The following is a 19,191-nucleotide window of genomic DNA, read 5'->3' as shown; positions in this document are numbered from 1 at the left end:
AAGTCGAAAAGGAGTTCTGATGGCCGCACCACTGATCGACCTCGCCGCCCCCGGCACACCTGACCGGATCTGGTCAGCATGGCGACAGCGCCGTCCGCACCTGCCCGTCGCCGGATGGCGCCGGTTGATTGTCATCGCGCCGCATCCCGATGACGAGGTGCTCGGCGCCGGCGGCCTGATCGCGCTGGCGCGGTCACACGGCCTACCCGTCACCGTCGTCACGGTGACCGATGGGGAAGCGTCAGACCCTGATTCGCCGACCTACTCACCCGCCGATCTCGCCGCCATTCGCACCGAGGAATCCCGCCGCGCCGCACTGGAGTTGTCCGTCGACCCCCCGATCCGTCTCGGCATCAGCAATGGTGGGAACGCGATGGAAGAAACTGCACTGAGCCGAACCCTCGAAACCATCCTGGCCGACAGCGGCGGTACCGGCGCGTGGTGTGTGACAACATGGCGTCACGACGGCCACCCCGACCACGAAGCGGTCGGCCGCGCGGCCGCGGTGGCCTGCGCACGCACCGCGACCAGGCTGCTCGAATTCCCGATGTGGATGTGGCACTGGGCCACCCCAGAACACCCCCTCGTGCCGTTTTCCCATGCTCGCAAGGTGACGCTGCCGCGCGCCGCGGTCGAGGCAAAGCGGCGCGCTCTCGCGCATTTCCGCAGCCAAACCCACGCGGTATCCGAGGACCCTGCCGATCAACCCATCTGGCCGCCGCATGTGATCGAGCGCTTCACCGGAGGCCACGAGACGTTCTTCATATGAGCCGAACCGCGTTACGCAGCGGTACCACCAGCAGTTCGGCCAACTGTTGCCTCCGGTTCAAGATCTATCATCATGGTGGCGGCGGGCACCAGGCTCGCGCCGTTCCGCGCCGCCATCGGCGACCGGGTCGCGCTGATCGAAGCGGGCGCGCAGATCCCGTCGGCAATCTGTTACTTCGGTTGTGATGCAAGGCATTTGGACTATCTGGATGCCGAGGAGCACGACGCCGCGCAGGCATACGGCGCCGTCCGCATACGGCCGACGTTCTCCCGGTCCCCCGAACGTCATGCTGCGCCACACCTCGAGCGCATCCGCCGACGCCGAAACCTGGTGGCAGCACATGGTTGCCGACAACCGCTACGTCGAAGACGTGTTCACCAGCCGGGAATCGGTGCGGCCGCAATAACAGGGCGTCGACCCACAGTGACCGAACGAGCAGCAGGAGGCCGATCCCCATGACCATTCGTCGGATCCGAACCAGCACACCGCGATACACCGGAGGAAGAACTCGTCCGGATGACCGGAATGACTGCCCATCGACTGCGCGAAGCAACCCAGGAGATCGACGCACTGCGCGCACGAATCCGCCGCGGCAAACATATCGGCGGCGGGCGTCGCAGCAGCGGACGCCGCGGCGATCCCGACGGCGGCGACCAGCAGTGCGGACACTGCAACGATTCTCTTCATCCTTCTCTTTCTGCTCGGATTCCTCGGCGCACTCACCGTCGCCGAAATCCGGGCGTTGCGCGGCGGCCGCATATTCAGTCGAATCGTGCTATCGCGATTGCCGATCGCACCGCACGTCTCCGATCGCCTCGCACCCGTCTGCTCCACACCAAATGCACAAACCGTGCCCTTCGGGTTGACCGCCGGCGAACCAAAGGGCAACGATGAGTTATGGAATATCAAGAGACGCAACAGATCCACGGCGTCGCTGGCCCATTGCCCATCCGTCTCGACGAGATCTCATGACCCCGCCGCCGCTCTTCGGCGATCCCGATGAAGAGCAAGCCCGGATATTCCTCGATCTACTCGATTCTCGGCTCCGGTTACTGGACAAAGAGATTCGGTTCGCACAACGCGCGGCGCCCGAGAACCTACGATCACTCCACGCCGAGATCCGCGCGATTCGCGGCTACATCGACCGTATCCACCGCCGATTCCCCGCCACTCGGGAGACCACGGACTCCGATACCGGTTAGTCGCTGGACTCGGCGGGGGTGTATAGCGACTTCCTGGGTGGACAGCATCACGAACTCGGTTGTCCACAGCAGGTTTCAGCCCGCTAGACTCGACGTGGTGACGTCACGCACGCTACTTGTAGTGCGACCGGATATAACTTGTCCGGTTATGTGGCCGACGGTTCGCGAAAAAGTCCATCAGCGGCGTCGTAGCATCCACCTACGTCGCTATCAACAAGCGGAACCCGTTGCCCGCGAATGCGCACGGCACCGCAAATATACTGGAGGCCAACAACTCCTGCTCCGACAGCGTGGTCAACGTGGCCTGCCAGGCTGGCACGCACGCCACCCACCACGCTCCGACCTACGCCGCGACCCCACCTCAGATGGCGCGACCGGATCCGCCCCCAGCACGTCGGTTCACAAATCTTGCTCACGACGCCAGCTACGCACCGCGTCGCGCGCCCGGTCGAACAACGCCAGCGGTGGACCCGCCACCAGGTTCGCCAGCGCGGACTCTCCCGCATGCGGATGCGGACGGGTCGGCGCCATCGCTTCGGCCGCGCGCACCGAACCCGCCATCCGTTCGAGTTGGTGAGCCGAGTACTGCTTGCGCAACATCACGAACTCTTCGGCCTCTTCATGCGCGGCATGAGCGGCTATCGCATCGGCGAATTCGGCGAACTTCGCATCGAAGTCGGCATGCTCGACACCGAGGTCGTAGAGGTCGGCAAGGGCGTGCTTCGCCTGGTTCTCCTCCGCCAGTCGAGGCTTCACCACATTGTCGGCACCGAACATGGCACGCCCGGCCACTGGATGCACGACCTCCTCCTCGGCGCTTTCGTGCACGGCCAACAGCCGCACCAGCTCGTTGAACACCTCCTGTTTGGCGTCATTGCCCGACTTCACCTGCTCCATCAGGGCCGTGATCTGCTCGTGCTGGGCGGTCAGGAGATCGACGACGTCCTGTTGTGATCGCTCGTTCATGGCGCTCCTCAACTCTCGCGTGACGACAGGGGTCTTTTGGCAGCCGGATACCCCGGCAGTCACCTGGCAATCAGCGGTACGCCCAACGACGATCGACGTCGCTCAAAAATCGGTCGAGATCACTTCCACCACGTTGCCGGACTCGGCGTTGTCCAGCACAGTCGCCACATCCGCCTGGGCGATGATGCCGACCAATCGGCTACCGTCGAGCACCGGGACGCGGCGCACCTGGTACCGCGACATGATCGATACGACCTTCCGAGCATCGTCGGTGACATCGACCGTCACTGGGGCGCCTCGGCCGAGTTCACCCGCCCGCACGGCCCGTGGATCCTTGCCTTGCGCGATCACCTTCACCACGATGTCGCGATCGGTGAGCATCCCGTGCAGCCGGTCGTCCGGCCCGCAAATCGGCAGCGCGCCGACATTCAGCTGGGCCATCATCCGCGCTGCGTCCAGCACGGTGTCACTGGATCCAATGCATTTCACGCCCGCCGTCATGAGGTCTCGTGCGATTGTCATAGCCGTCCTCCTGCACTGTGTGGGTCATGGGCACTGCGTCGGTCAGGGGCACTGCGTCGGTCAGGGCACTGTGTCGTTCCTGCGATTGCGTCGTCGATGTTGCGATGTGGTCGCCGCCACGCCGACGACCTGCTACGGATGTACCCCGCACCCGACCGGATACACAGCGCCGCCGCCACTCGGTCGGAGTGGTTTCGGGCGGGATCGGAAGGCACTCCTGGCCCGGATCCACCCTCGTCGGCAGTCATCCACCGAACAAGAGGTAGAGGCCGGTGAACGTGTATCCGATCATGGTCAGTATCATCGGCGGGCGCGTGGTCGTCGGGCTGATCGGCCTCGCCATCGTGGCACTCGGTGTCGCCCTGACACTGCGCGGTCTGCGGGTCGACTTCATCGACAATCTGCGGATGGGCTGGATGACCAGATCCACCCGGGATATGGTGATCTGGCTCGGCCGCATCGGCTACGTGGCGCGGGGCCTGAATGTCATCGGTATCGGAATCGCTGCACTTGGCCGTGATTGTAGAAGTAAAGGCCATCCGCGAGGTCAAGAAACACGTCGTCGGCGCGCGGTGGGACGACTGGACCGCGAGATCCCAGCCGATCCTGCTGATTCGGGGCGCGGACAGCCGCGTCATCTCCGCCGAGCACGCGATCGAGATAGTGCGGCGCCGTCCCAATACACAACTGGCCGTTATCGACGGCGCCGGACACGACTTCTACATCTCTCATCCCGACGAATTCGCCACGCGCGTAGAACAATTCCTGGAACAGGTCGCGTGAGCGGCCTGTTTTACTCGAGCTGGTGCTTGCGGCGGTCGTCGTCCTCGAAGCCGTCGGCCTGGTCGTGCTGTCGGTGCTGCTCGTCCGCAGCCGTCGTCAGCTCGAGGCCCTGCAGGCCAGGGTCGCCTCGCGACAGCTCTTGATGAACGGCGGCCGCGAGGCGGTGAAGACGGTGTGGGAGACCGCTAACCTGGTGCGCAAGAAGGGATTCCGGGGCGCGGCGCTCAGCTCGATCGAGGAACTGGCGGACTGGGCCCAGGTCGAACGCCCGGACCTCGCCCGGCTGACGCCGGACGGCCACGTGGTGATCACGTTTTCCGGCGCGGCGACGACCTGTTCGGGCGAAACGTGGCCATGGTGGCTCGGGTGGCCGGACAGGCCGGTGGCGGCGAAATCCTGATCAGCCAGACCGTCCGGGACCACATCGACGGCGAGCCGGACATCGCCGCCGATGTGGGTCGCCAAGTCGCGCTGAAAGGCTTTAGCGGCAGCCATCACCTTTACTCGGTCGAACGCGCGACCTGATCGGTTGCTGGGCCGCTGCCGTGGCGCGGTACTGTGCCAATTCGAGGAGGTTGATGTGCGACTGAGTCCGGACGAGGCGCGGCAGCGATTCGCGGCGAGCCCCGTGGCACGGCTGGCCACCGTCTCCGCGTCCGGTCGACCGCATATCGTCCCGATCGTCTTCGTCGTGGTCGACGGTGTCCTCTACACCAGTGTCGACGCGAAGCCGAAAACAACCACCGCACTGCAACGGCTGGCAAACATCGCGGCGAATCCGGCGATCGCCGTGCTCGCCGACCAGTACAGCGATGACTGGACACAGCTCTGGTGGGCGCGCGCCGACGGCAACGCCCGGATCGCGGGCGCCGACGAGGACCGAATGGCGAAGCGTCAGTTGGCCGCGCGCTACCCCATCTACACCGAACAGCCGCCGCCAGGACCCGTGATCGCAGTCGACGTCACGCGGTGGTCGGGATGGAGCTCGAGCTGACGCGGCACTGCCCTCCCTGATCCAAGGCAGTCCACACGCGAAGTTGGCCGCGGCTGCGGCAACCCCTGCGGCCGGCATAGACCGCAATCGCGCACCGCATGCAAACTGGACGTCGGCTCGGTCCCGGAGCGGCGACACGTCGCCGTATCGCATCGAATCCGGCCGTAATCCACCGCCATCAGACAGTGCAACCGCGCATTGCCCGCAGGGCTGCGCCACCCTATACCGAGCGCAGCCGTTCACAAGCGCGGAGTACAGCAGTCCGAGTCAGCGCTTGGCGACTCGGCGCATGGTGAGGGCGTCGAGCAGGCCGGGGACCGCCTCGTCCATCTCGGCGCGGCGCAGTGCGTTCATCCGTGAGGTGCCGACGTAGTACTGCCGGATCAGGCCCGCCTCGCGCAGCACCTTGAAGTGGTGCGTGGCGGAGGACGTGTATATAGAGGCACCTGACCGGTAATGCCGAGTCGTTGTGATTCTCACCGCGCGTCGCGGGTCATAGTGATCATATGGCCAACAACGCAACAGTCGCCGCCGCGTTTCAACCTTTGCTGCGAGCCGCCCTCGGGTCCCAGCCGTCGATGGCATTCGAATTCTGGGATGGCAGCGCGATCCGCCCCGATGGCGAGTCCCCCGGCACGATGCGCGTGCGGTCCAAGGACGCGCTGAGTCATCTGGTGTGGGCGCCCGGCGAACTCGGACTCGGCCGCGCATTCGTCTCCGGCACAGTGGATCTCGACGGCGACATTTTCAAGATCCTTCGATCACTACAGTCGACGGCGCCACGCGACGCCCACCTCGGCCTCGACGCCGCGTGGCACGCCATCGGCGCGGCGCGACAACTGGGCGCCCTGGGTCGACGCCCCGAGCCACCGCCCGAGGAGGCGAGGCCGCGTCGCGGACGGCTGCACACCAAGCATCGTGACGCGGCGGCGATCAGCCATCACTACGACGTCGGCAACGACTTCTACCGTCTGGTGCTCGGGGCGAGCATGACGTACTCGTGCGCGCGGTTCGTCGCAGCGGACGCAGGCAGTGGCGGCGCCGATCCCACGGTCTCCCTGGAAGATGCCCAGCGCGCGAAGCACGACCTGATCTGCCGCAAGCTGGGTCTGCCGGAGCGGTCGGGGATGCGCCTGCTCGACGTCGGGTGCGGCTGGGGCGCAATGGCGATGCACGCGGCCGCGACCTACGGCGCGCAAGTGGTCGGTGTCACGATCAGCAAGGCTCAGGCCGATCTCGCTCGCAAGCGCATCGCCGAGGCGGGACTGTCCGCGAACGTCGAGATCAGGCTTGCCGACTATCGTGAACTGCGCGGCGAGGAGTTCGACGCCATCTCCTCGATCGGCATGTTCGAGCATGTCGGCACGAAGCGCGCTGCGGAGTATTTCGAAACCCTGCGCACCCTGCTCCGTCCCAAGGGACGACTGCTCAATCACGCGATCTCCTCCGCGGGCGGATCCACGATGGGTAGTCGTTCCTTCGTCGGACGCTATGTGTTTCCGGACGGCGAGCTCATCGATGTCGGCGAAGTCGTGCTCGCCATGGAGCGCGCCGGATTCGAGGTGCGCGACGTGGAAGCGCTGCGGGAGCACTACGCGCTGACCCTGCGCAACTGGGTCGCTAATCTGGAAGGTGCTTGGGATCAAGCGGTTTCACTCGCCGGCGAAGGACGGGCACGGATCTGGCGGCTCTATATGGCGGCCTCGGCGCTGGGCTTCGAGGACGGCGGGCTCGGGCTCCATCAGGTGCTCGGGGTAGCGCCGGATGCGCAAGGGGAGGCCGGTATGCCTGCGACCCGACGCGCTTGGGGATGACCCGGGAACCTCGACCGGCTGGCACAGCTCCGTGAACATTTTCGCCAGCCGTGTCTCCATAGTCGTCCTGGGTTCAGGCTGCGTCCGCGACCAGCCGGGTGCCCCAAGCGCGCTGGCGGCCGAGGCGGGGGTGAGCAAATCGGCCATCAGCGCACATCTGGCCAAACTGCGTGAGGCGCAACTGCTCACCGTCCAGTACGACGGCCGTCGCCGCTACTACCGCCTGGCCACCCTGGACGTGGCCGGGCTGATCGAGCGACTAGCCCGGGTCGCTCACCCACTGCCGCCTCGATCACTACGGGAGGGCACCCGCGCACAGGCGCTGCTGCGGGCGCGACCTGATCAGCAAATTGCGCCGCAGGATCAGGCGGCTGTTTTCGTCATGGTGGCGTCGAAGGGGTAGAAAAGGTCGAGACAATGACACCAGTCGAACGAAGAGAGCGGGATTCATGGCGACCTCTACAGCGCGCGCACAGATCGGCGTTACCGGCCTGGCGGTCATGGGTAGCAACATCGCCCGAAACTTCGCCAAACACGGCTATACCGTGGCGCTGCACAACCGCAGCATCGCCAAAACCGACGCACTCCTCGCGGAGCACGGCGACGACGGCGACTTCGTACGCACCGAAACCATCGAGGAGTTCGTCGAGGCGTTGGAGAAGCCGCGGCGAGTACTGATCATGGTCAAGGCGGGCGCTCCGACGGATGCCGTCATCGAGGACCTCGCCGCCGTAATGGAGCCGGGCGACATCATCATCGACGGTGGCAACGCGCTCTACACCGACACCATTCGGCGAGAAGCCGCGATGAAGGAGCGCGGACTGAACTTCGTCGGCGCCGGTATCTCCGGTGGCGAGGAGGGCGCGCTCAACGGCCCCTCGATCATGCCGGGCGGCCCGAAGGAGTCCTACGACTCCCTCGGCCCGATGCTGGAATCGATTGCGGCGCAGGTCGACGGCACACCGTGCTGCACCCACATCGGTCCCGACGGCTCCGGGCACTTCGTCAAGATGGTCCACAATGGCATCGAATACGCCGACATGCAGCTGATCGGCGAGGCATACCACCTGTTCCGCGATGCGCTCGGCTTCGGCGCGAAGCAGATCGCCGACGTGTTCACGCAGTGGAACACTGGCGATTTGGAAAGCTACCTCGTCGAGATCACCGCCGAGGTCCTGAACCAGGTCGACCCGAAGACCGGCCGCCCGCTCGTCGACGTCATCGTCGATGCGGCGGAGCAGAAGGGCACCGGCCGCTGGACCGTGAAGGCCGCACTCGATCTCGGCATCCCCGTGACGGGTATCGCCGAAGCCGTGTTCGCGCGGGCGCTGTCCGGTTCCCGTGAGCAGCGCAAGGCGGCGGCCGGTCTTGCGTCGGGCACGCTTGCCGAAAAGCCCACCGACGTCGAGCAGTTCACCGAAGACATACGGCAGGCGCTCTATGCGTCGAAAGTTGTTGCCTACGCTCAGGGCTTCGACCAGATCGCAGCGGGCAGTGTGGAATACAACTGGGATCTGCATCCCGGCGACCTGGCGACGATCTGGCGCGGCGGATGCATCATCCGAGCCCGCTTCCTGAACCGGATCAAGGACGCCTACGACGAGAATCCGGCACTGCCGAGCCTGATCCTCGCGCCGTACTTCCGCGAGGCGATCGAGACGGCCATCGACAGCTGGCGACGCGTCGTGTCCACCGCGACCCTGCTCGGCATCCCGGTGCCCGCGTTCGCATCGTCGCTGTCGTACTACGACGCGCTGCGCGCAGAGCGGCTCCCGGCCGCACTCACCCAGGGCCAGCGCGACTTCTTCGGCGCGCACACCTACGAGCGCATCGACGCGGACGGCAAGTTCCACACCCTGTGGAGCGGTGACCGCAGCGAAGTCCGCGCGGACTGACCTCATGACCACCGTTCGGCGGTGATCGGGCCATCCACTACCGCCGCTTACGGCATCGATCGCAAACCCGCACCGCGTGCAACCATGCGGTGCATGGCCCATCGGCCATGCACCGCATAGAAAACGACGCGGCCCTGAACGAACTCGCGCTAAAACATCCACTGTTTCCGGGGCCGCGGATCGTCACAGTCCGGCGAGACCGGGCAAACGAGTGGCGACGGTGGCGGGCGCAGGCATCGCGGCGATTTCGTCGGCGACGAACTTTGCGTTGGCGGCGAGGGTCACGTCGGTGATCAGGATGCTCAGGTGCTGGTGGGTGATGCGCCTGGCGGGTACGGCAAGTCCGGTGCCGCTGCGCTCCAGCAATGTCGCGTTCCATCTGCGGTCGCCTGGGGCGGGGGTCGCGATCTGTGGAATGCCGGCGTGCAGGGCGGCGTAGACAGACCCCGCACCGCCGTGGTTGAGCATGGCGGTGCAGTACGGAAGAACATCGCGCAGGACCGTCCAACCGACGGTGCGCACGTTGTCGGGCAGATTGCGGGCACGCTCGAGTGTGCGGTTGGGCCGGACGATGACGAATTCCGCATCCACGTACGGTGCGGCGCGAATCAACGACGCCAGCATGGCGTCCGGCCCGTCGCCGAGCATGGTGCTGCGCGTGACGAGGATGCGCGGACGTTTTGGCCTGATGCGCAACCAGTCGGCGGAATCGGGGCCCGGGATGGCGTAAGGGACGTAGCGCATCGGCCAGCCGGGTACCTCCACCAGGCTCGGCGGGGCGACCGACAGCACTGCGGCGCTGCCCGGAGTGCGAACGTGCATGACATGCAACGTTTCTCGCAGGATGTGATCGCCGCGGTCGAGCGCGATGTTGTGCAGCACCGTCGGTGCGTCGACGGCGGCCGCCGCGATGGCGGCGGAGGCGGCGAAGGGTTCGTGGATCACCAGGTCGGGTCGGTAGCGGCGGGCCAGCGCGGTCAGCGGTGCGCTCATCGGCCGGTTGACGCGTGCGAACAGTCGGGCGCCCGCTTGTGCGTCGGCCATCCCCGACAGCGAGCGCAATGCGGCCCCGGGGTGCGCGAGGTAGGCGCGCACCGACGACTTGGCCAGACTCAGCGCGGGCGCGACCGCCTCGACCGGTAGTTCTGTCCGCAATGCGGTCGCCGCGTCGCCGCCGGTGGCCAGCAGCACATCGTTGCCGGTCGATTGCAGATGCAATGCCAGCGGCATCATGGGGAACGCGTGGCCGATCAGCGGGGAGGCGACGAATAGTACGCGCACACGGGTCCTTTCGTCCGATTGCGAGTCTGCTAGCGGGGTGGTGCGATAGCGCCCCAGAGAGTCCGCCAGCTGAGGGCGAGTTGGTCTACCCAGTAGGGCCAGCTGTGTGTGCCTTGCGGGGTGTAGTCGTAGGTTGCCGCGATGCCGGCCTCTTGTAGGCGTGCTTGCAGCGCCCGCGTGCACTGCGCGGTCGCGGCTTCAAGCAATCCGCCGTTGATAGCGACGTCCGGCAGGTTGGGCGTGTCGAGTGTTTCATGCGGACCTGGCAGTCCGGAGCCCGCCGCCAGATACACTGTCTTTCCGCGCAGCCCGGACGCATGCACCGCGACGTCGTGCGCCGCCCAATCGGGATCGTCGGGCGGACCCCACATGTCCTCGGCATCGCCGCGCTTGGACCTGACGATCATCCGCGCCGTGGTCTGACCGGTCGGGTCGCTCGTCGCGTAGCAGCTGCTGAAGGCGGCCACCGCGCGAAACAGCTGACCGGAGCGCTCGGTCAGCGCCAAGGCCGCCTGTGCACCCATCGACACACCGATTATCGCGTTGGCGCCATTGCCGTTGAACTCTCTATCCAGCAGTGGTGGTAGTTCGCGGGTGAGCAGAGTTTCCCATTTCTGGCGTCCGTAGACCGGGTCGTCGTTGTGCCAGTCGGTGTAGAAGCTTCCTGCGCCGCCGACCGGCAGGACAACGGTGACGTCCTTGTCGGCGAAGAATCCGACCGCCCCGCCTTGCGCGGTCCAATCGTTCTCACCGGGCCGGAGACTGTCGCCGCCCTCGAGCAGATACACCATCGGATGTGGCGCCGCCCGATCCGCGGGGAGCAGCACATCGACCTGTACTTCGCGACCCATCGCGGGCGAGTCGACAAACACGCGCATCCATCGGTCGGTCACGGCCTCGACCCGAGCGATGCCGGCGCTGCGCGGCGCGGCATGGGCCAGTGGCGCCCCGATGGTCACCGCGACGAACATCGCGACGACGAGCAGCCGGATCCGGGCGGTCACGATGCGCGCTGTTCGGGCGCGGTCGGATGCCGATGCCAGATAAGTTCGCCGCCGCGTCGGTGGTGGCTGCGCCGAATCATGGCCTCGATGGCGCATTCCGCGCCTAGCACTGCAGTCTCTGTACGGTACTGACGAACCGCGTCGATCTTCATGTCCTCCAACTCCGGTGTGCGCGACAGCGGCGACGCTCCACCGCGCCGGACCCGAAACCCGGCGCTCGACGAGTTCGTTCGCGGAAGGTCCACGCGCGAGCAGCGACATCGCTTCGAGTTCGAGTCCGGCGAGCGGGCCGGCCCAGCCGGGCGCCGCACGCCACCCGAACCTAGCGCACCTCGCGACCGGGTGGCGTCGACGGCAGCACTCGGACAGCGCGTTGAAGTCCTCGTAGTACACCACCCGCTCGTCGCCACCACCAGATCTCGCCCGCGGCTATCGAATTCGAACTCGGGAACAGACAGCTATCGGTCAGGGCTGCCGATGCGGTCGAGCAGGTCGAGCAGGGTGCGACGTTCGACGGCGGACAGTGTGGCGAAGGAGTCGGCCAGCACCGCGTCGGCGACCTTGTTTCCGGCTGACAGCACCTTTTGGCCCTCGGGTGTCAGACATCCCAGGAGCTTGGGTGTCAAGGAAATTCAAGCTGCGAGGTGCTGGTAGCGGTGTGACCAGGCCGCTTGCTGGCTGTAGGGAGTCTTGGTTTTCAGGCAGCCGTGCAGGATGCCGACGAGCCGGTTGCCGAGCTGGCGGAGAGCGGCGTTGTAGTTCATGTCGCGGGCTCGTAGCTCGTCGTAGTAGGCGCGCGCTCCGGGGTCGTGCAGGATCGCCGCACCGGCCTGCATGTGCAGGGCGTCGACGAGCCGATCGTTGTGGACGAACCGGGCGTGGACGGTTTTGGTCTTGCCGGACTGGCGGGTGATCGGGGCGGTGCCGGCGTAGTTCTTGCGGGATTTGGCGTCGGCGTAACGGCCATCGGCGTCGCCGAACTCGGCAAGCACCCGGGCGCCGGTGATCACGCCCATGCCGGGTTGGCTGAGGTAGACCTCAGCGTCCGGGTGCCGGCCAAAACACGACCCCACCTCGCCCTCGAGGATCTTGACCTGCTCGTTGAGGGTGCGCAGGACCGCGACCGTCGCGCGGACCGATGCCGCGTAGGCGCCGGCCACGATCTCGGCCTGGCCCAGGTGCTCACCGCGCAGCGCCGCCTGGATCGCGGCGGCCTTGGCGGGGATATCGCGGCGTCGTGCCCGCTTGAGCGCGGTAGTGATCTGGCCGATCGTCAACCGTGCCGCAGTGGCGGGATCGGCGGCCTTGCCCAGCAGTTCGAGGGTGTCGGCACCGGCGAGCCCGAGCGGCTTGTAGGCCTCGAGTGCCGCCGGGAAGTACTCGCGCAGCGCCGTGCGCAGCCGCAGCATGTGCCGGGTGCGTTCCCAGATCAACGTCTGATGCGCGCGGGCGGCGACCTTGACCGCCGCGGCCTCGTCGGAATCGGCGGCGACCTGACGCAGCTGGTGGCGGCGGGTGCGCAGCATGTCGGCCAGGGTCTTCGCGTCGGCCTTGTCGTCCTTGGCGCCCGACAGCGACAGCAGTTCCCGATGACGGGCAGCGGTTTTCGGGTTGACCCCGTACACCTGGTAGCCGGCCGCGACCAGCGCCCGCACCCACGTGCCGCGGTCGGTCTCGATGCACACCAGCACCTGCCCGGGATCGGAATCCTGTGGCAGGAACCGGGCGATCAGCTCATGCAGCCGGGTCATGCCCTCGACGCCCTCGGGTAGCCTGGCTGCCTTCAGGGTCTTGCCTTGTTCGTCCTGCACCTCCACGTCATGGTGATCTTCGGCCCAGTCGTCTCCGACGAACAGCATCGTGTGCTCCTGAATCTGCCGGTTCGGTCATCAGCAGCCGACGGGAGACCCAGCGCCCTAATGGACCAGTGCTCACACCAAAGGTGTTGGTGGGCACGACATCCCATAAGTTGTTTCGCTCCCGGCCACCGGCAGGGGCACGGTCTGACACAAGAACTCGAAGCTCAGGGTGCGTAAGTGCTCACCTGCCGGGGCTACCGGCACCGAGTCTGCCCTACCGACCGACCCGGTAGCTCCCATTAGGTGGTGCTCGATAGTCGGATCCTCCATCGGCGGCTGGATCGCCGCCGAGATGGCAGTGGGCGACCGCTCCGGCATCATCGGCGGCGTCCTTCTCATCGACGCCGTCGGCGTCCGGATCGACGACGAACCGATTCGCGATTTCTTCGCCCTCGATCCTCGCGGCGTCGCCGAGTTCTCGTACCACGATGCGCGACGCTTCTACCAAGACCCCGCCGACATTCCCGTCGAACAATTAGCCGCACGCCAAGCGAATATGGCGCCACTGCGCCTCTTCGCGGGCGATCCGTACATGCACGACCCAGACCTATTCGGCCGACTGGCAACGGTTTCCGTGCCGGCCCTGCTGCTCTGGGGCGAAAGCGACCGCATCGCCACCCCGGCCTACGGCGCCGCGTATGCTTCCGCATTCACCGACGGACGCCTCGAAACCATTCCCGAGGCAGGTCACCTACCGCATATCGAACAACCGGAGGCCACGTTCGCCGCTATCGATTTCTACGCCGCGCACTCCGGTAGGGCGATGTGCGCCGCGGGTGTGTAATGGTCACAGATAGGATCGTCCCCGATGACCGCTGACGATATAAATCTCACCGCAGGCGACGCTCGACTCACGATATCCGCCGGTAGTGGCGGGCGGATTCGCAGTTTCACCGTCGGCGACACAGAGTTGCTACGCCAAGGCGACAAGTTCGGCTGCTTCCCGATGGCTCCCTGGTGTGGCCGGATCAGGCAGGGCCGCTTCACCACCGGCTCGACCGTCCACCAATTACCGCTCAACGCGCCCCCGCACGCGATTCACGGCACCGCCCGCGACGGGCATTGGGAGGTGGCCAAGGCTTCCAGCACCGACACCGTCCTCACCCATGAACTCGCGGATCCGTGGCCGTTCGAGGGTCGAGTGACGCAATCCTTCTCGGTCGCCCCGAACCGAGTCACCTTGAAACTCGGTGTGACCGCATATTCCGATGCTTTTCCAGCACAGGCCGGTTGGCATCCGTGGTTCAATTGCCAGCCGATACCAGGCGGCCGACCGGTGACGATCGATTTCTCGCCGAGCTGGCAGGAAGAGCGGGGCGCCGATTATCTGCCCACCGGGCATCGGATCGAACCGAAACCTGGCCCCTGGGACGATTGTTTCGGTATGCCCGATGGTGTCGACGTCACGCTCACCTGGCCGGAGTTCCTCGAGCTGAACGTCAAAAGCCCCGAGCAATGGGTCGTCGTATTCGACATGAAGGACGAGGCGGTGTGCGTCGAACCGCAGTCGGGTCCGCCTAATGGCCTCAACACCATGCCGCGCCTCGTTACGCCCGGCACGCCGCTGGAGGTCGAATCAGTGTGGAGTTGGCGACACCTGTAAGCCACTCCCCCACAGCCTGATTCACCATTCGGCAAAGGAGCCGTCTTTGCGGTGCCAGACCGGATTGCGCCAACGATGCCCGGTCTCGGCGGCACGGGCGACCGCGTGTTCGTCGATCTCGATACCGAGTCCGGGCGCATGCATCAGGCCGACGTAACCGTCGCGGTAGGCGAAAACGGTCGGATCGACCAGGTAGTCGAGCAGGTCGGATCCGGTGTTGTAGTGGATGCCCAGGCTTTGTTCCTGGATGAGCAGGTTCGGGGTGGCGAACCCGACCTGCAGGCTGGCCGCGAGCGCGATGGGTCCGAGCGGGCAGTGCGGGGCCAGTGCGACATCACGGCTTTCGGCGATCGCGGCGATCCGGCGTACCTCGGAGATGCCGCCCGCGTGTGACAGGTCGGGTTGGATAACGGCGATGCCCTGGTCGAGCACTGTGTTGAAGTCCCAGCGTGAGTACAGCCGTTCACCGGTGGCGATCGGAATGCTTGTGGCGCGGGTGATTTCACCGATCTGGTTGCTGACCTCCGGTACCAGTGGCTCTTCGACGAAGAACGGCAGATAGGGCTCGAGCAGGGGTAGCACGCGCCGCGCCATCGGGATGGACAGGCGGCCGTGGAAGTCGACGGCGATATCGAACTGGTCACCGGTCGCTTCCCGCACCGCGGCCACCCGATCGACGATGTCCAGCGTCGCCCGAGGCGTGTCGATCAGGTCCAGTTCGGCCGATCCGTTCATCTTGATCGCGGTGAAGCCTTGTTGTTTTCGTTCGAGCGCGGCCTGCGCGACGTCGTCGGGCCGATCGCCGCCGATCCAGCTGTACACCCGAATCCGATCGCGGACCGCGCCGCCGAGCAACTGCCAGACCGGGACACCGAGCGCCTTGCCGGTGATGTCCCACAGGGCCTGGTCGATGCCGGCGACCGCGCTCGACAGGATCGGTCCACCCCGATAGAAGCCGCCCTTGGTGAGCACCTGCCAGTGCGCTTCGATGCTCATCGGGTCCTTGCCGACGAGATAGTCGGCCAACTCGTCGACGGCGGCGGCGACCGTATGCGCACGGCCCTCGATCACCGGCTCGCCCCAGCCGATGATGCCCTCGTCGGTGTCGACCCGCAGGAAGCACCAGCGCGGCGCGACCAGATAGGTGGTCAGTGCGGTGATTTTCACCGGGACTCCTTTCGCACGCTCCAGCCGCCGTCGACGACCAGGTTGGTGCCGGTGATGAAGGACGCGTCATCGGAGGCGAGGAAGGCGACCGCGGCCGCGACCTCCTCGGGTGCACCCATTCGGTCCAGGGCGGTGGCCCGAGCCGACAGCTGCCTCCCCTCGTCGTCCACGTCGTCCCAGACCGGGGTGAGGATGGGGCCGGGCAGGATGGCGTTGACCCGCACCCGGGACGGTCCGTACTCCACGGCGAGTTGCCGGACCAATGCGGTCAGCCCGCCCTTTGCGGCGGCGTAGACCGGATAGCCGGGGAGCCCGAATTGCGCGTGCACGCTGGAGATCGCGACCACGTTGCCGTTCCTGGCACGCAGATCGTCGATGAAGGTGTGCAGACCGAGGAACAGTGGCGTCAGATTGACCGCAAGACCCTCGTCCCAGGCCCGCAGTGTCAGCTCGTGCGCCGGGACGGTGGCCTGCATGGACGCATTGCTGCACAAGAAGTCCAGCGGCCCGAACAGCTCGTTGACCCGATCTCGCAGGTCGGCCCACGCCGCCTCGAGAGTCACGTCGCACCAGACGAATTCTGCGCGGTGACCGGCGGCGCGAATCTTCGCGGCGACCTCTTGTCCCGCTGGTTCGGCGATATCGGCGATAACGACCGCGGCTCCCTCGGCGGCGAGGCGCTGCGCGGTGGCCGCACCGATGCCCGACGCGGCTCCGGTGACGACCGCGACCCGATCTGCCAGACGACTCAATGGTCTTCCCTTCGTGGTCATCGGTTGATGTCGGCGCCGGTGAGCAGACCGAGTTCGTGCCGGAACGGCAAACCTTCCCAGTCACCGAGTGCAGCTACGGCGAACGCGCCGCAGGTGGCGGCCAACTGCAGGCGGTGGCCGACAGGCCTGTCATCGAGCACGCCGGCGAGGTATCCGGCGGCGAACGCGTCACCGGCCCCGACCGGGTCGACGCTGGTGACGGCGACCGCAGTCTGCCGGATCAACTCGCCGTCGTGCCAAGCGAGCGCGCCGTCGGCGCCGAGTTTGATCACGACCTGCGAAGGCCCTTGCGCGGCAAGGGCTTCGGCCATTTCGGCGGGACTCCCCATAGGCGCCAGCAGTACTGCTTCCTCGGGCCCTGCGAACAGGATGTCGCAGCGGGACACCAGCTTTGCCAGCTCCGCGGCGGCCTCCGATTCCGACCACAGCGCGCGGCGGTAGTTGATGTCCAACGACACCGTCACCCCGGCATCGACCGCGATGTCCAGTGCGGTGTGGACGGCTTCACGTGCGGACGGACTCAATGCCGGAGTAATGCCGGTCAGGTGCAGCACCTGCGCGGCGGCGATCTGCACACAGTCGATGTCGGCCGCCGACAGCCGTGAGCCCGCGAGCCCCCGGCGGTAGTAGGTGACGCGAATGTGATCGGCCGTGCGCCGCTCCCGCACCATCAGCCCGCTCGGTAGCTCCGGATCGATCCGGCACCGCGAGACATCGACACCTTCGGCCCGCAGCCGATCCAGCACCATGGCGCCGATGGCGTCGGCACCGACGCTGCCCACCCACGCACTGCGGTGGCCGAGCCTCCTGACGCCGATGGCAACCGTCGTCTCCGCACCCGCGAAATCCATCCGCAACGCCGCGCCGGGCGCCAACGGCCCGGGCTCGGTTGCGGCGACGACCCCGACGGCCTCACCGAGAGTAACCAGATTGCCCCTCATCACAACTGGTCCCTCACGATGAGTGCGCTGTCGCGCTGCGCGTCGAGATCGTCACCGGCACAGGCAAATCCGATGCACCTGTCGCCAAGAGCATTGCCACTCATGACAACTGCTCCCGTACCAAAGCTACGCGTTCGCGCAGTGCGTCGAGATCGCCACCGTCACAAGCGTCGCCTATGAGTGGCGAACCCATGCCCAGGGCCGCGGCACCCGCATCCAGGTACGCCCTGACGTCGGTGAGACCGACACCGCCGGTGGGCACCAACAGGATATCCGGCAGTGGCGCTCGGACGGCTCGGATATATCCGGGTCCGCCCACTGAGGCGGGAAAGACCTTCACCATGGTGCTACCCGCTGCCCACGCGTGGTGAATCTCGGTGGGGGTGAACGCACCCGAGATCACCGGGACGCCCAGACGACGCCCCTCCGCGATGACCTCGTCACTGACGACCGGGGTGATCAGGTAGGCCGCTCCGGCGTCGACCGCGCGGGCGGCGTCGGCGGCGGTCAGCACCGTGCCCACGCCGACCGGATGCGCGAGGCCCGAACAGTCGCGCAGTGCGTCCAGTGCACCGGAGGAGGTGAGGGTGAATTCCACTGCCGTGATACCGGATTCGTGCAGCGCGGCGGTGACCTCGGCGAACCGCGCAGCGCTAGGAGCGCGCAGAATCGCGATCACCGGAATATCCAGGTCCAACGGATTATCGGCCATCGACGCGCACCAACCCTGCATCGGCATAAGGGGTGGTCGGCAGCCCCGCGACACCCGGTGTACATGTGAAGAGGCGGCCCGCGTTCCGTTCCAGATGGGCCGGTTCCTCCGCCGCGGTGGTGATCACAAGTACGTTCAGCTCCGGACCGGCGAAGGCACAGCTGGACACCTGCGACGGCCCCACGTCGACGACCGCGCACTGTCGCCCGGCGGGGTCGAACGCACGCACCTGGCCCGCACCCCAGACCGCGACCCACACGCCGCCCCCGGCATCCACACTCAGCCCGTCGGGCTCGCCGTCGTCGAATGACGCGAACAGCCGCCCGCCGCTGAAAGTGCCGGTGGCGAGGTCGTATTCGAAGGCGTCGACGCGCCGGGTCGGGCTGTCGGCATAATAGAGGGTGGCGCCGTCCGGACTCCAGCCGAGCCCGTTGGAGATCGTCACCCCGTCGCGCAGGGTGCTCAATGTGCCATCGGAATCCAGTCGGTAGAGGGCCGCACTGCCCTGAACGCCGTCCTCCGACATCGTGCCCGCCAGCAGCCGACCCCGTGGATCGACCTTTGCGTCGTTCATGCGCCGCCGCACACCATCGTCCGGCAACGACAGTGCGCCGACCCGCGTGACCGTGCCGTCGTCACCGATCCGATAAAAGGTGTCGCCTACCGTAGCGAGCAACCCGCCGGACGCGCACGGCACCACAGCGCTGACCGGAGGATCCAGGCTCACCGTGGCCCGGTGGACGAGGTCGGGCGCGCCGTGGCCGCGAGTCAGTGCCGCGCGATGGATGTGACCGCCGCGAATGTCCACCCACAGCACTTCCTCGGTGCGGCTGTCCCAAACCGGGCTCTCGCACAACCGCCCGGGCGGCGGCGCGCATGGGTGCGCGCTCAGTGTGATCATGGTTC

The 19,191-nt window shown here is 66.5% G+C and carries 22 protein-coding genes and 1 pseudogene; 11 read left to right on the top strand and 12 right to left on the bottom strand.

The window, feature by feature from the left end; all coding sequences use genetic code 11:
* Nucleotides 1–19 precede the first annotated feature (19 nt).
* The 3 genes from ACV7NQ_RS37755 (at nucleotide 20) to ACV7NQ_RS37745 (ending at nucleotide 1,971) form a co-directional block, all read left to right on the top strand.
* Nucleotides 20–769 carry a PIG-L deacetylase family protein gene (locus ACV7NQ_RS37755; protein ID WP_463363915.1) on the top strand — a complete coding sequence of 250 codons (750 nt, stop codon included), beginning with the start codon at nucleotides 20–22 and terminating at the stop codon, nucleotides 767–769.
* Nucleotides 770–977: 208 nt separating this feature from the next.
* On the top strand, nucleotides 978–1,175 hold the full coding sequence (locus tag ACV7NQ_RS37750) for a hypothetical protein (protein ID WP_463363914.1): 198 nt from the start codon (nucleotides 978–980) through the stop codon (nucleotides 1,173–1,175).
* 562 nt (nucleotides 1,176–1,737) lie between these two features.
* Nucleotides 1,738–1,971, top strand: coding sequence for a hypothetical protein (locus tag ACV7NQ_RS37745; RefSeq protein ID WP_463363913.1), 234 nt, complete (start codon nucleotides 1,738–1,740; stop codon nucleotides 1,969–1,971).
* Nucleotides 1,972–2,370: 399 nt separating this feature from the next.
* Here ACV7NQ_RS37745 and ACV7NQ_RS37740 read toward each other — a convergent pair whose 3' ends face one another.
* Nucleotides 2,371–2,937: a hemerythrin domain-containing protein gene (locus tag ACV7NQ_RS37740; protein WP_463363912.1), complete on the bottom strand. Its 567-nt coding sequence runs from the start codon at nucleotides 2,935–2,937 to the stop codon at nucleotides 2,371–2,373.
* A gap of 102 nt (nucleotides 2,938–3,039) precedes the next feature.
* A complete protein-coding gene (locus tag ACV7NQ_RS37735; protein WP_463363911.1) occupies nucleotides 3,040–3,459 on the bottom strand; it encodes a CBS domain-containing protein in 420 nt (139 codons plus the stop codon).
* A gap of 516 nt (nucleotides 3,460–3,975) precedes the next feature.
* On the opposite strand from ACV7NQ_RS37735, the gene ACV7NQ_RS37730 reads away from it, so the two are divergent.
* From ACV7NQ_RS37730 to ACV7NQ_RS37720, 3 genes and pseudogenes are all read left to right on the top strand, one after another.
* On the top strand, nucleotides 3,976–4,242 hold the full coding sequence (locus ACV7NQ_RS37730) for an alpha/beta fold hydrolase (protein ID WP_463363910.1): 267 nt from the start codon (nucleotides 3,976–3,978) through the stop codon (nucleotides 4,240–4,242).
* 19 nt (nucleotides 4,243–4,261) lie between these two features.
* A pseudogene (locus ACV7NQ_RS37725) lies at nucleotides 4,262–4,767 on the top strand (nucleotidyl cyclase domain-containing protein).
* A gap of 55 nt (nucleotides 4,768–4,822) precedes the next feature.
* A complete protein-coding gene (locus ACV7NQ_RS37720; protein ID WP_463363909.1) occupies nucleotides 4,823–5,236 on the top strand; it encodes a TIGR03668 family PPOX class F420-dependent oxidoreductase in 414 nt (137 codons plus the stop codon).
* A gap of 267 nt (nucleotides 5,237–5,503) precedes the next feature.
* On the opposite strand, the gene ACV7NQ_RS37715 is transcribed toward ACV7NQ_RS37720, so the two are convergent.
* Nucleotides 5,504–5,716 carry a hypothetical protein gene (locus ACV7NQ_RS37715; protein ID WP_463363908.1) on the bottom strand — a complete coding sequence of 71 codons (213 nt, stop codon included), beginning with the start codon at nucleotides 5,714–5,716 and terminating at the stop codon, nucleotides 5,504–5,506.
* A gap of 26 nt (nucleotides 5,717–5,742) precedes the next feature.
* Between ACV7NQ_RS37715 and ACV7NQ_RS37710 the strand changes: the two genes are divergently transcribed.
* Genes ACV7NQ_RS37710 through gndA form a run of 3 tightly spaced genes read left to right on the top strand, consistent with a single transcriptional unit; the run spans nucleotide 5,743 to nucleotide 8,945 of the window.
* Nucleotides 5,743–7,050 carry a class I SAM-dependent methyltransferase gene (locus ACV7NQ_RS37710; RefSeq protein WP_463363907.1) on the top strand — a complete coding sequence of 436 codons (1,308 nt, stop codon included), beginning with the start codon at nucleotides 5,743–5,745 and terminating at the stop codon, nucleotides 7,048–7,050.
* On the top strand, nucleotides 7,001–7,453 hold the full coding sequence (locus ACV7NQ_RS37705) for a helix-turn-helix domain-containing protein (RefSeq protein ID WP_463363906.1): 453 nt from the start codon (nucleotides 7,001–7,003) through the stop codon (nucleotides 7,451–7,453). Before ACV7NQ_RS37710 ends, ACV7NQ_RS37705 begins: the two co-directional genes overlap by 50 nt.
* Before the next feature lie 46 nt (nucleotides 7,454–7,499).
* The gene (gene gndA / locus ACV7NQ_RS37700) at nucleotides 7,500–8,945 is read left to right on the top strand and encodes an NADP-dependent phosphogluconate dehydrogenase (RefSeq protein WP_463363905.1); all 1,446 of its coding nucleotides are present in this window, start codon (nucleotides 7,500–7,502) and stop codon (nucleotides 8,943–8,945) included.
* Nucleotides 8,946–9,128: 183 nt separating this feature from the next.
* Here the strand turns inward: gndA and ACV7NQ_RS37695 are convergent, their stop codons facing one another.
* The 4 genes from ACV7NQ_RS37695 to ACV7NQ_RS37680 all read right to left on the bottom strand — a co-directional run bounded on the left by ACV7NQ_RS37695 (nucleotide 9,129) and on the right by ACV7NQ_RS37680 (nucleotide 13,089).
* Nucleotides 9,129–10,226, bottom strand: coding sequence for a glycosyltransferase (locus ACV7NQ_RS37695; protein WP_463363904.1), 1,098 nt, complete (start codon nucleotides 10,224–10,226; stop codon nucleotides 9,129–9,131).
* Between the two features lie 29 nt (nucleotides 10,227–10,255).
* Nucleotides 10,256–11,230: an alpha/beta hydrolase gene (locus ACV7NQ_RS37690; protein ID WP_463363903.1), complete on the bottom strand. Its 975-nt coding sequence runs from the start codon at nucleotides 11,228–11,230 to the stop codon at nucleotides 10,256–10,258.
* Between the two features lie 458 nt (nucleotides 11,231–11,688).
* The gene (locus ACV7NQ_RS37685; RefSeq protein WP_463363902.1) at nucleotides 11,689–11,811 is read right to left on the bottom strand and encodes a hypothetical protein; all 123 of its coding nucleotides are present in this window, start codon (nucleotides 11,809–11,811) and stop codon (nucleotides 11,689–11,691) included.
* Between the two features lie 51 nt (nucleotides 11,812–11,862).
* Nucleotides 11,863–13,089 (bottom strand): IS110 family RNA-guided transposase, encoded by a 1,227-nt coding sequence (locus tag ACV7NQ_RS37680; RefSeq protein WP_463363901.1) that lies wholly within the window; start codon nucleotides 13,087–13,089, stop codon nucleotides 11,863–11,865.
* A gap of 169 nt (nucleotides 13,090–13,258) precedes the next feature.
* Between ACV7NQ_RS37680 and ACV7NQ_RS37675 the strand changes: the two genes are divergently transcribed.
* Both ACV7NQ_RS37675 and ACV7NQ_RS37670 read left to right on the top strand, forming a co-directional pair.
* A complete protein-coding gene (locus tag ACV7NQ_RS37675) occupies nucleotides 13,259–13,873 on the top strand; it encodes an alpha/beta fold hydrolase (RefSeq protein ID WP_463363900.1) in 615 nt (204 codons plus the stop codon).
* A 24-nt stretch (nucleotides 13,874–13,897) separates the two neighbouring features.
* Entirely contained in the window at nucleotides 13,898–14,692 is a 795-nt protein-coding gene (locus tag ACV7NQ_RS37670) for an aldose epimerase family protein (RefSeq protein WP_463363899.1), read from the top strand.
* Between the two features lie 21 nt (nucleotides 14,693–14,713).
* Here ACV7NQ_RS37670 and dgoD read toward each other — a convergent pair whose 3' ends face one another.
* The 5 genes from dgoD to ACV7NQ_RS37645 form a co-directional block, all read right to left on the bottom strand.
* Entirely contained in the window at nucleotides 14,714–15,859 is a 1,146-nt protein-coding gene (gene dgoD, locus ACV7NQ_RS37665) for a galactonate dehydratase (protein WP_463363898.1), read from the bottom strand.
* Nucleotides 15,856–16,611, bottom strand: a complete 756-nt coding sequence (locus ACV7NQ_RS37660) for an SDR family NAD(P)-dependent oxidoreductase (RefSeq protein WP_463363897.1) — start codon at nucleotides 16,609–16,611, stop codon at nucleotides 15,856–15,858. The genes dgoD and ACV7NQ_RS37660 overlap by 4 nt, the downstream gene beginning before the upstream one ends.
* 17 nt (nucleotides 16,612–16,628) lie before the next feature.
* On the bottom strand, nucleotides 16,629–17,573 hold the full coding sequence (locus tag ACV7NQ_RS37655; protein WP_463363896.1) for a sugar kinase: 945 nt from the start codon (nucleotides 17,571–17,573) through the stop codon (nucleotides 16,629–16,631).
* Nucleotides 17,574–17,673: 100 nt separating this feature from the next.
* Nucleotides 17,674–18,285 (bottom strand): bifunctional 4-hydroxy-2-oxoglutarate aldolase/2-dehydro-3-deoxy-phosphogluconate aldolase, encoded by a 612-nt coding sequence (locus ACV7NQ_RS37650; RefSeq protein WP_463363895.1) that lies wholly within the window; start codon nucleotides 18,283–18,285, stop codon nucleotides 17,674–17,676.
* Nucleotides 18,275–19,186: an SMP-30/gluconolactonase/LRE family protein gene (locus ACV7NQ_RS37645; protein WP_463363894.1), complete on the bottom strand. Its 912-nt coding sequence runs from the start codon at nucleotides 19,184–19,186 to the stop codon at nucleotides 18,275–18,277. Before ACV7NQ_RS37645 ends, ACV7NQ_RS37650 begins: the two co-directional genes overlap by 11 nt.
* Nucleotides 19,187–19,191 lie beyond the last annotated feature (5 nt).

Source organism: Nocardia sp. Tas62D01 (genome assembly GCF_055232035.1).
The sequence above is the reverse complement of the archived record's forward strand: the minus strand, read 5'-3'. Positions and strand labels throughout refer to the sequence as shown.

Coding starts and splice junctions, on each gene's coding strand:
- ACV7NQ_RS37755 (WP_463363915.1), top strand. CDS start 20: ATGGCCGCACCACTGATCGACCTCGCCGCCCCCGGCACACCTGACCGG.
- ACV7NQ_RS37750 (WP_463363914.1), top strand. CDS start 978: ATGCCGAGGAGCACGACGCCGCGCAGGCATACGGCGCCGTCCGCATAC.
- ACV7NQ_RS37745 (WP_463363913.1), top strand. CDS start 1,738: ATGACCCCGCCGCCGCTCTTCGGCGATCCCGATGAAGAGCAAGCCCGG.
- ACV7NQ_RS37740 (WP_463363912.1), bottom strand. CDS start 2,937: ATGAACGAGCGATCACAACAGGACGTCGTCGATCTCCTGACCGCCCAG.
- ACV7NQ_RS37735 (WP_463363911.1), bottom strand. CDS start 3,459: ATGACAATCGCACGAGACCTCATGACGGCGGGCGTGAAATGCATTGGA.
- ACV7NQ_RS37710 (WP_463363907.1), top strand. CDS start 5,743: ATGGCCAACAACGCAACAGTCGCCGCCGCGTTTCAACCTTTGCTGCGA.
- ACV7NQ_RS37705 (WP_463363906.1), top strand. CDS start 7,001: ATGCGCAAGGGGAGGCCGGTATGCCTGCGACCCGACGCGCTTGGGGAT.
- gndA (WP_463363905.1), top strand. CDS start 7,500: ATGGCGACCTCTACAGCGCGCGCACAGATCGGCGTTACCGGCCTGGCG.
- ACV7NQ_RS37680 (WP_463363901.1), bottom strand. CDS start 13,089: ATGCTGTTCGTCGGAGACGACTGGGCCGAAGATCACCATGACGTGGAG.
- ACV7NQ_RS37670 (WP_463363899.1), top strand. CDS start 13,898: ATGACCGCTGACGATATAAATCTCACCGCAGGCGACGCTCGACTCACG.
- ACV7NQ_RS37655 (WP_463363896.1), bottom strand. CDS start 17,573: ATGAGGGGCAATCTGGTTACTCTCGGTGAGGCCGTCGGGGTCGTCGCC.
- ACV7NQ_RS37650 (WP_463363895.1), bottom strand. CDS start 18,285: ATGGCCGATAATCCGTTGGACCTGGATATTCCGGTGATCGCGATTCTG.
- ACV7NQ_RS37645 (WP_463363894.1), bottom strand. CDS start 19,186: ATGATCACACTGAGCGCGCACCCATGCGCGCCGCCGCCCGGGCGGTTG.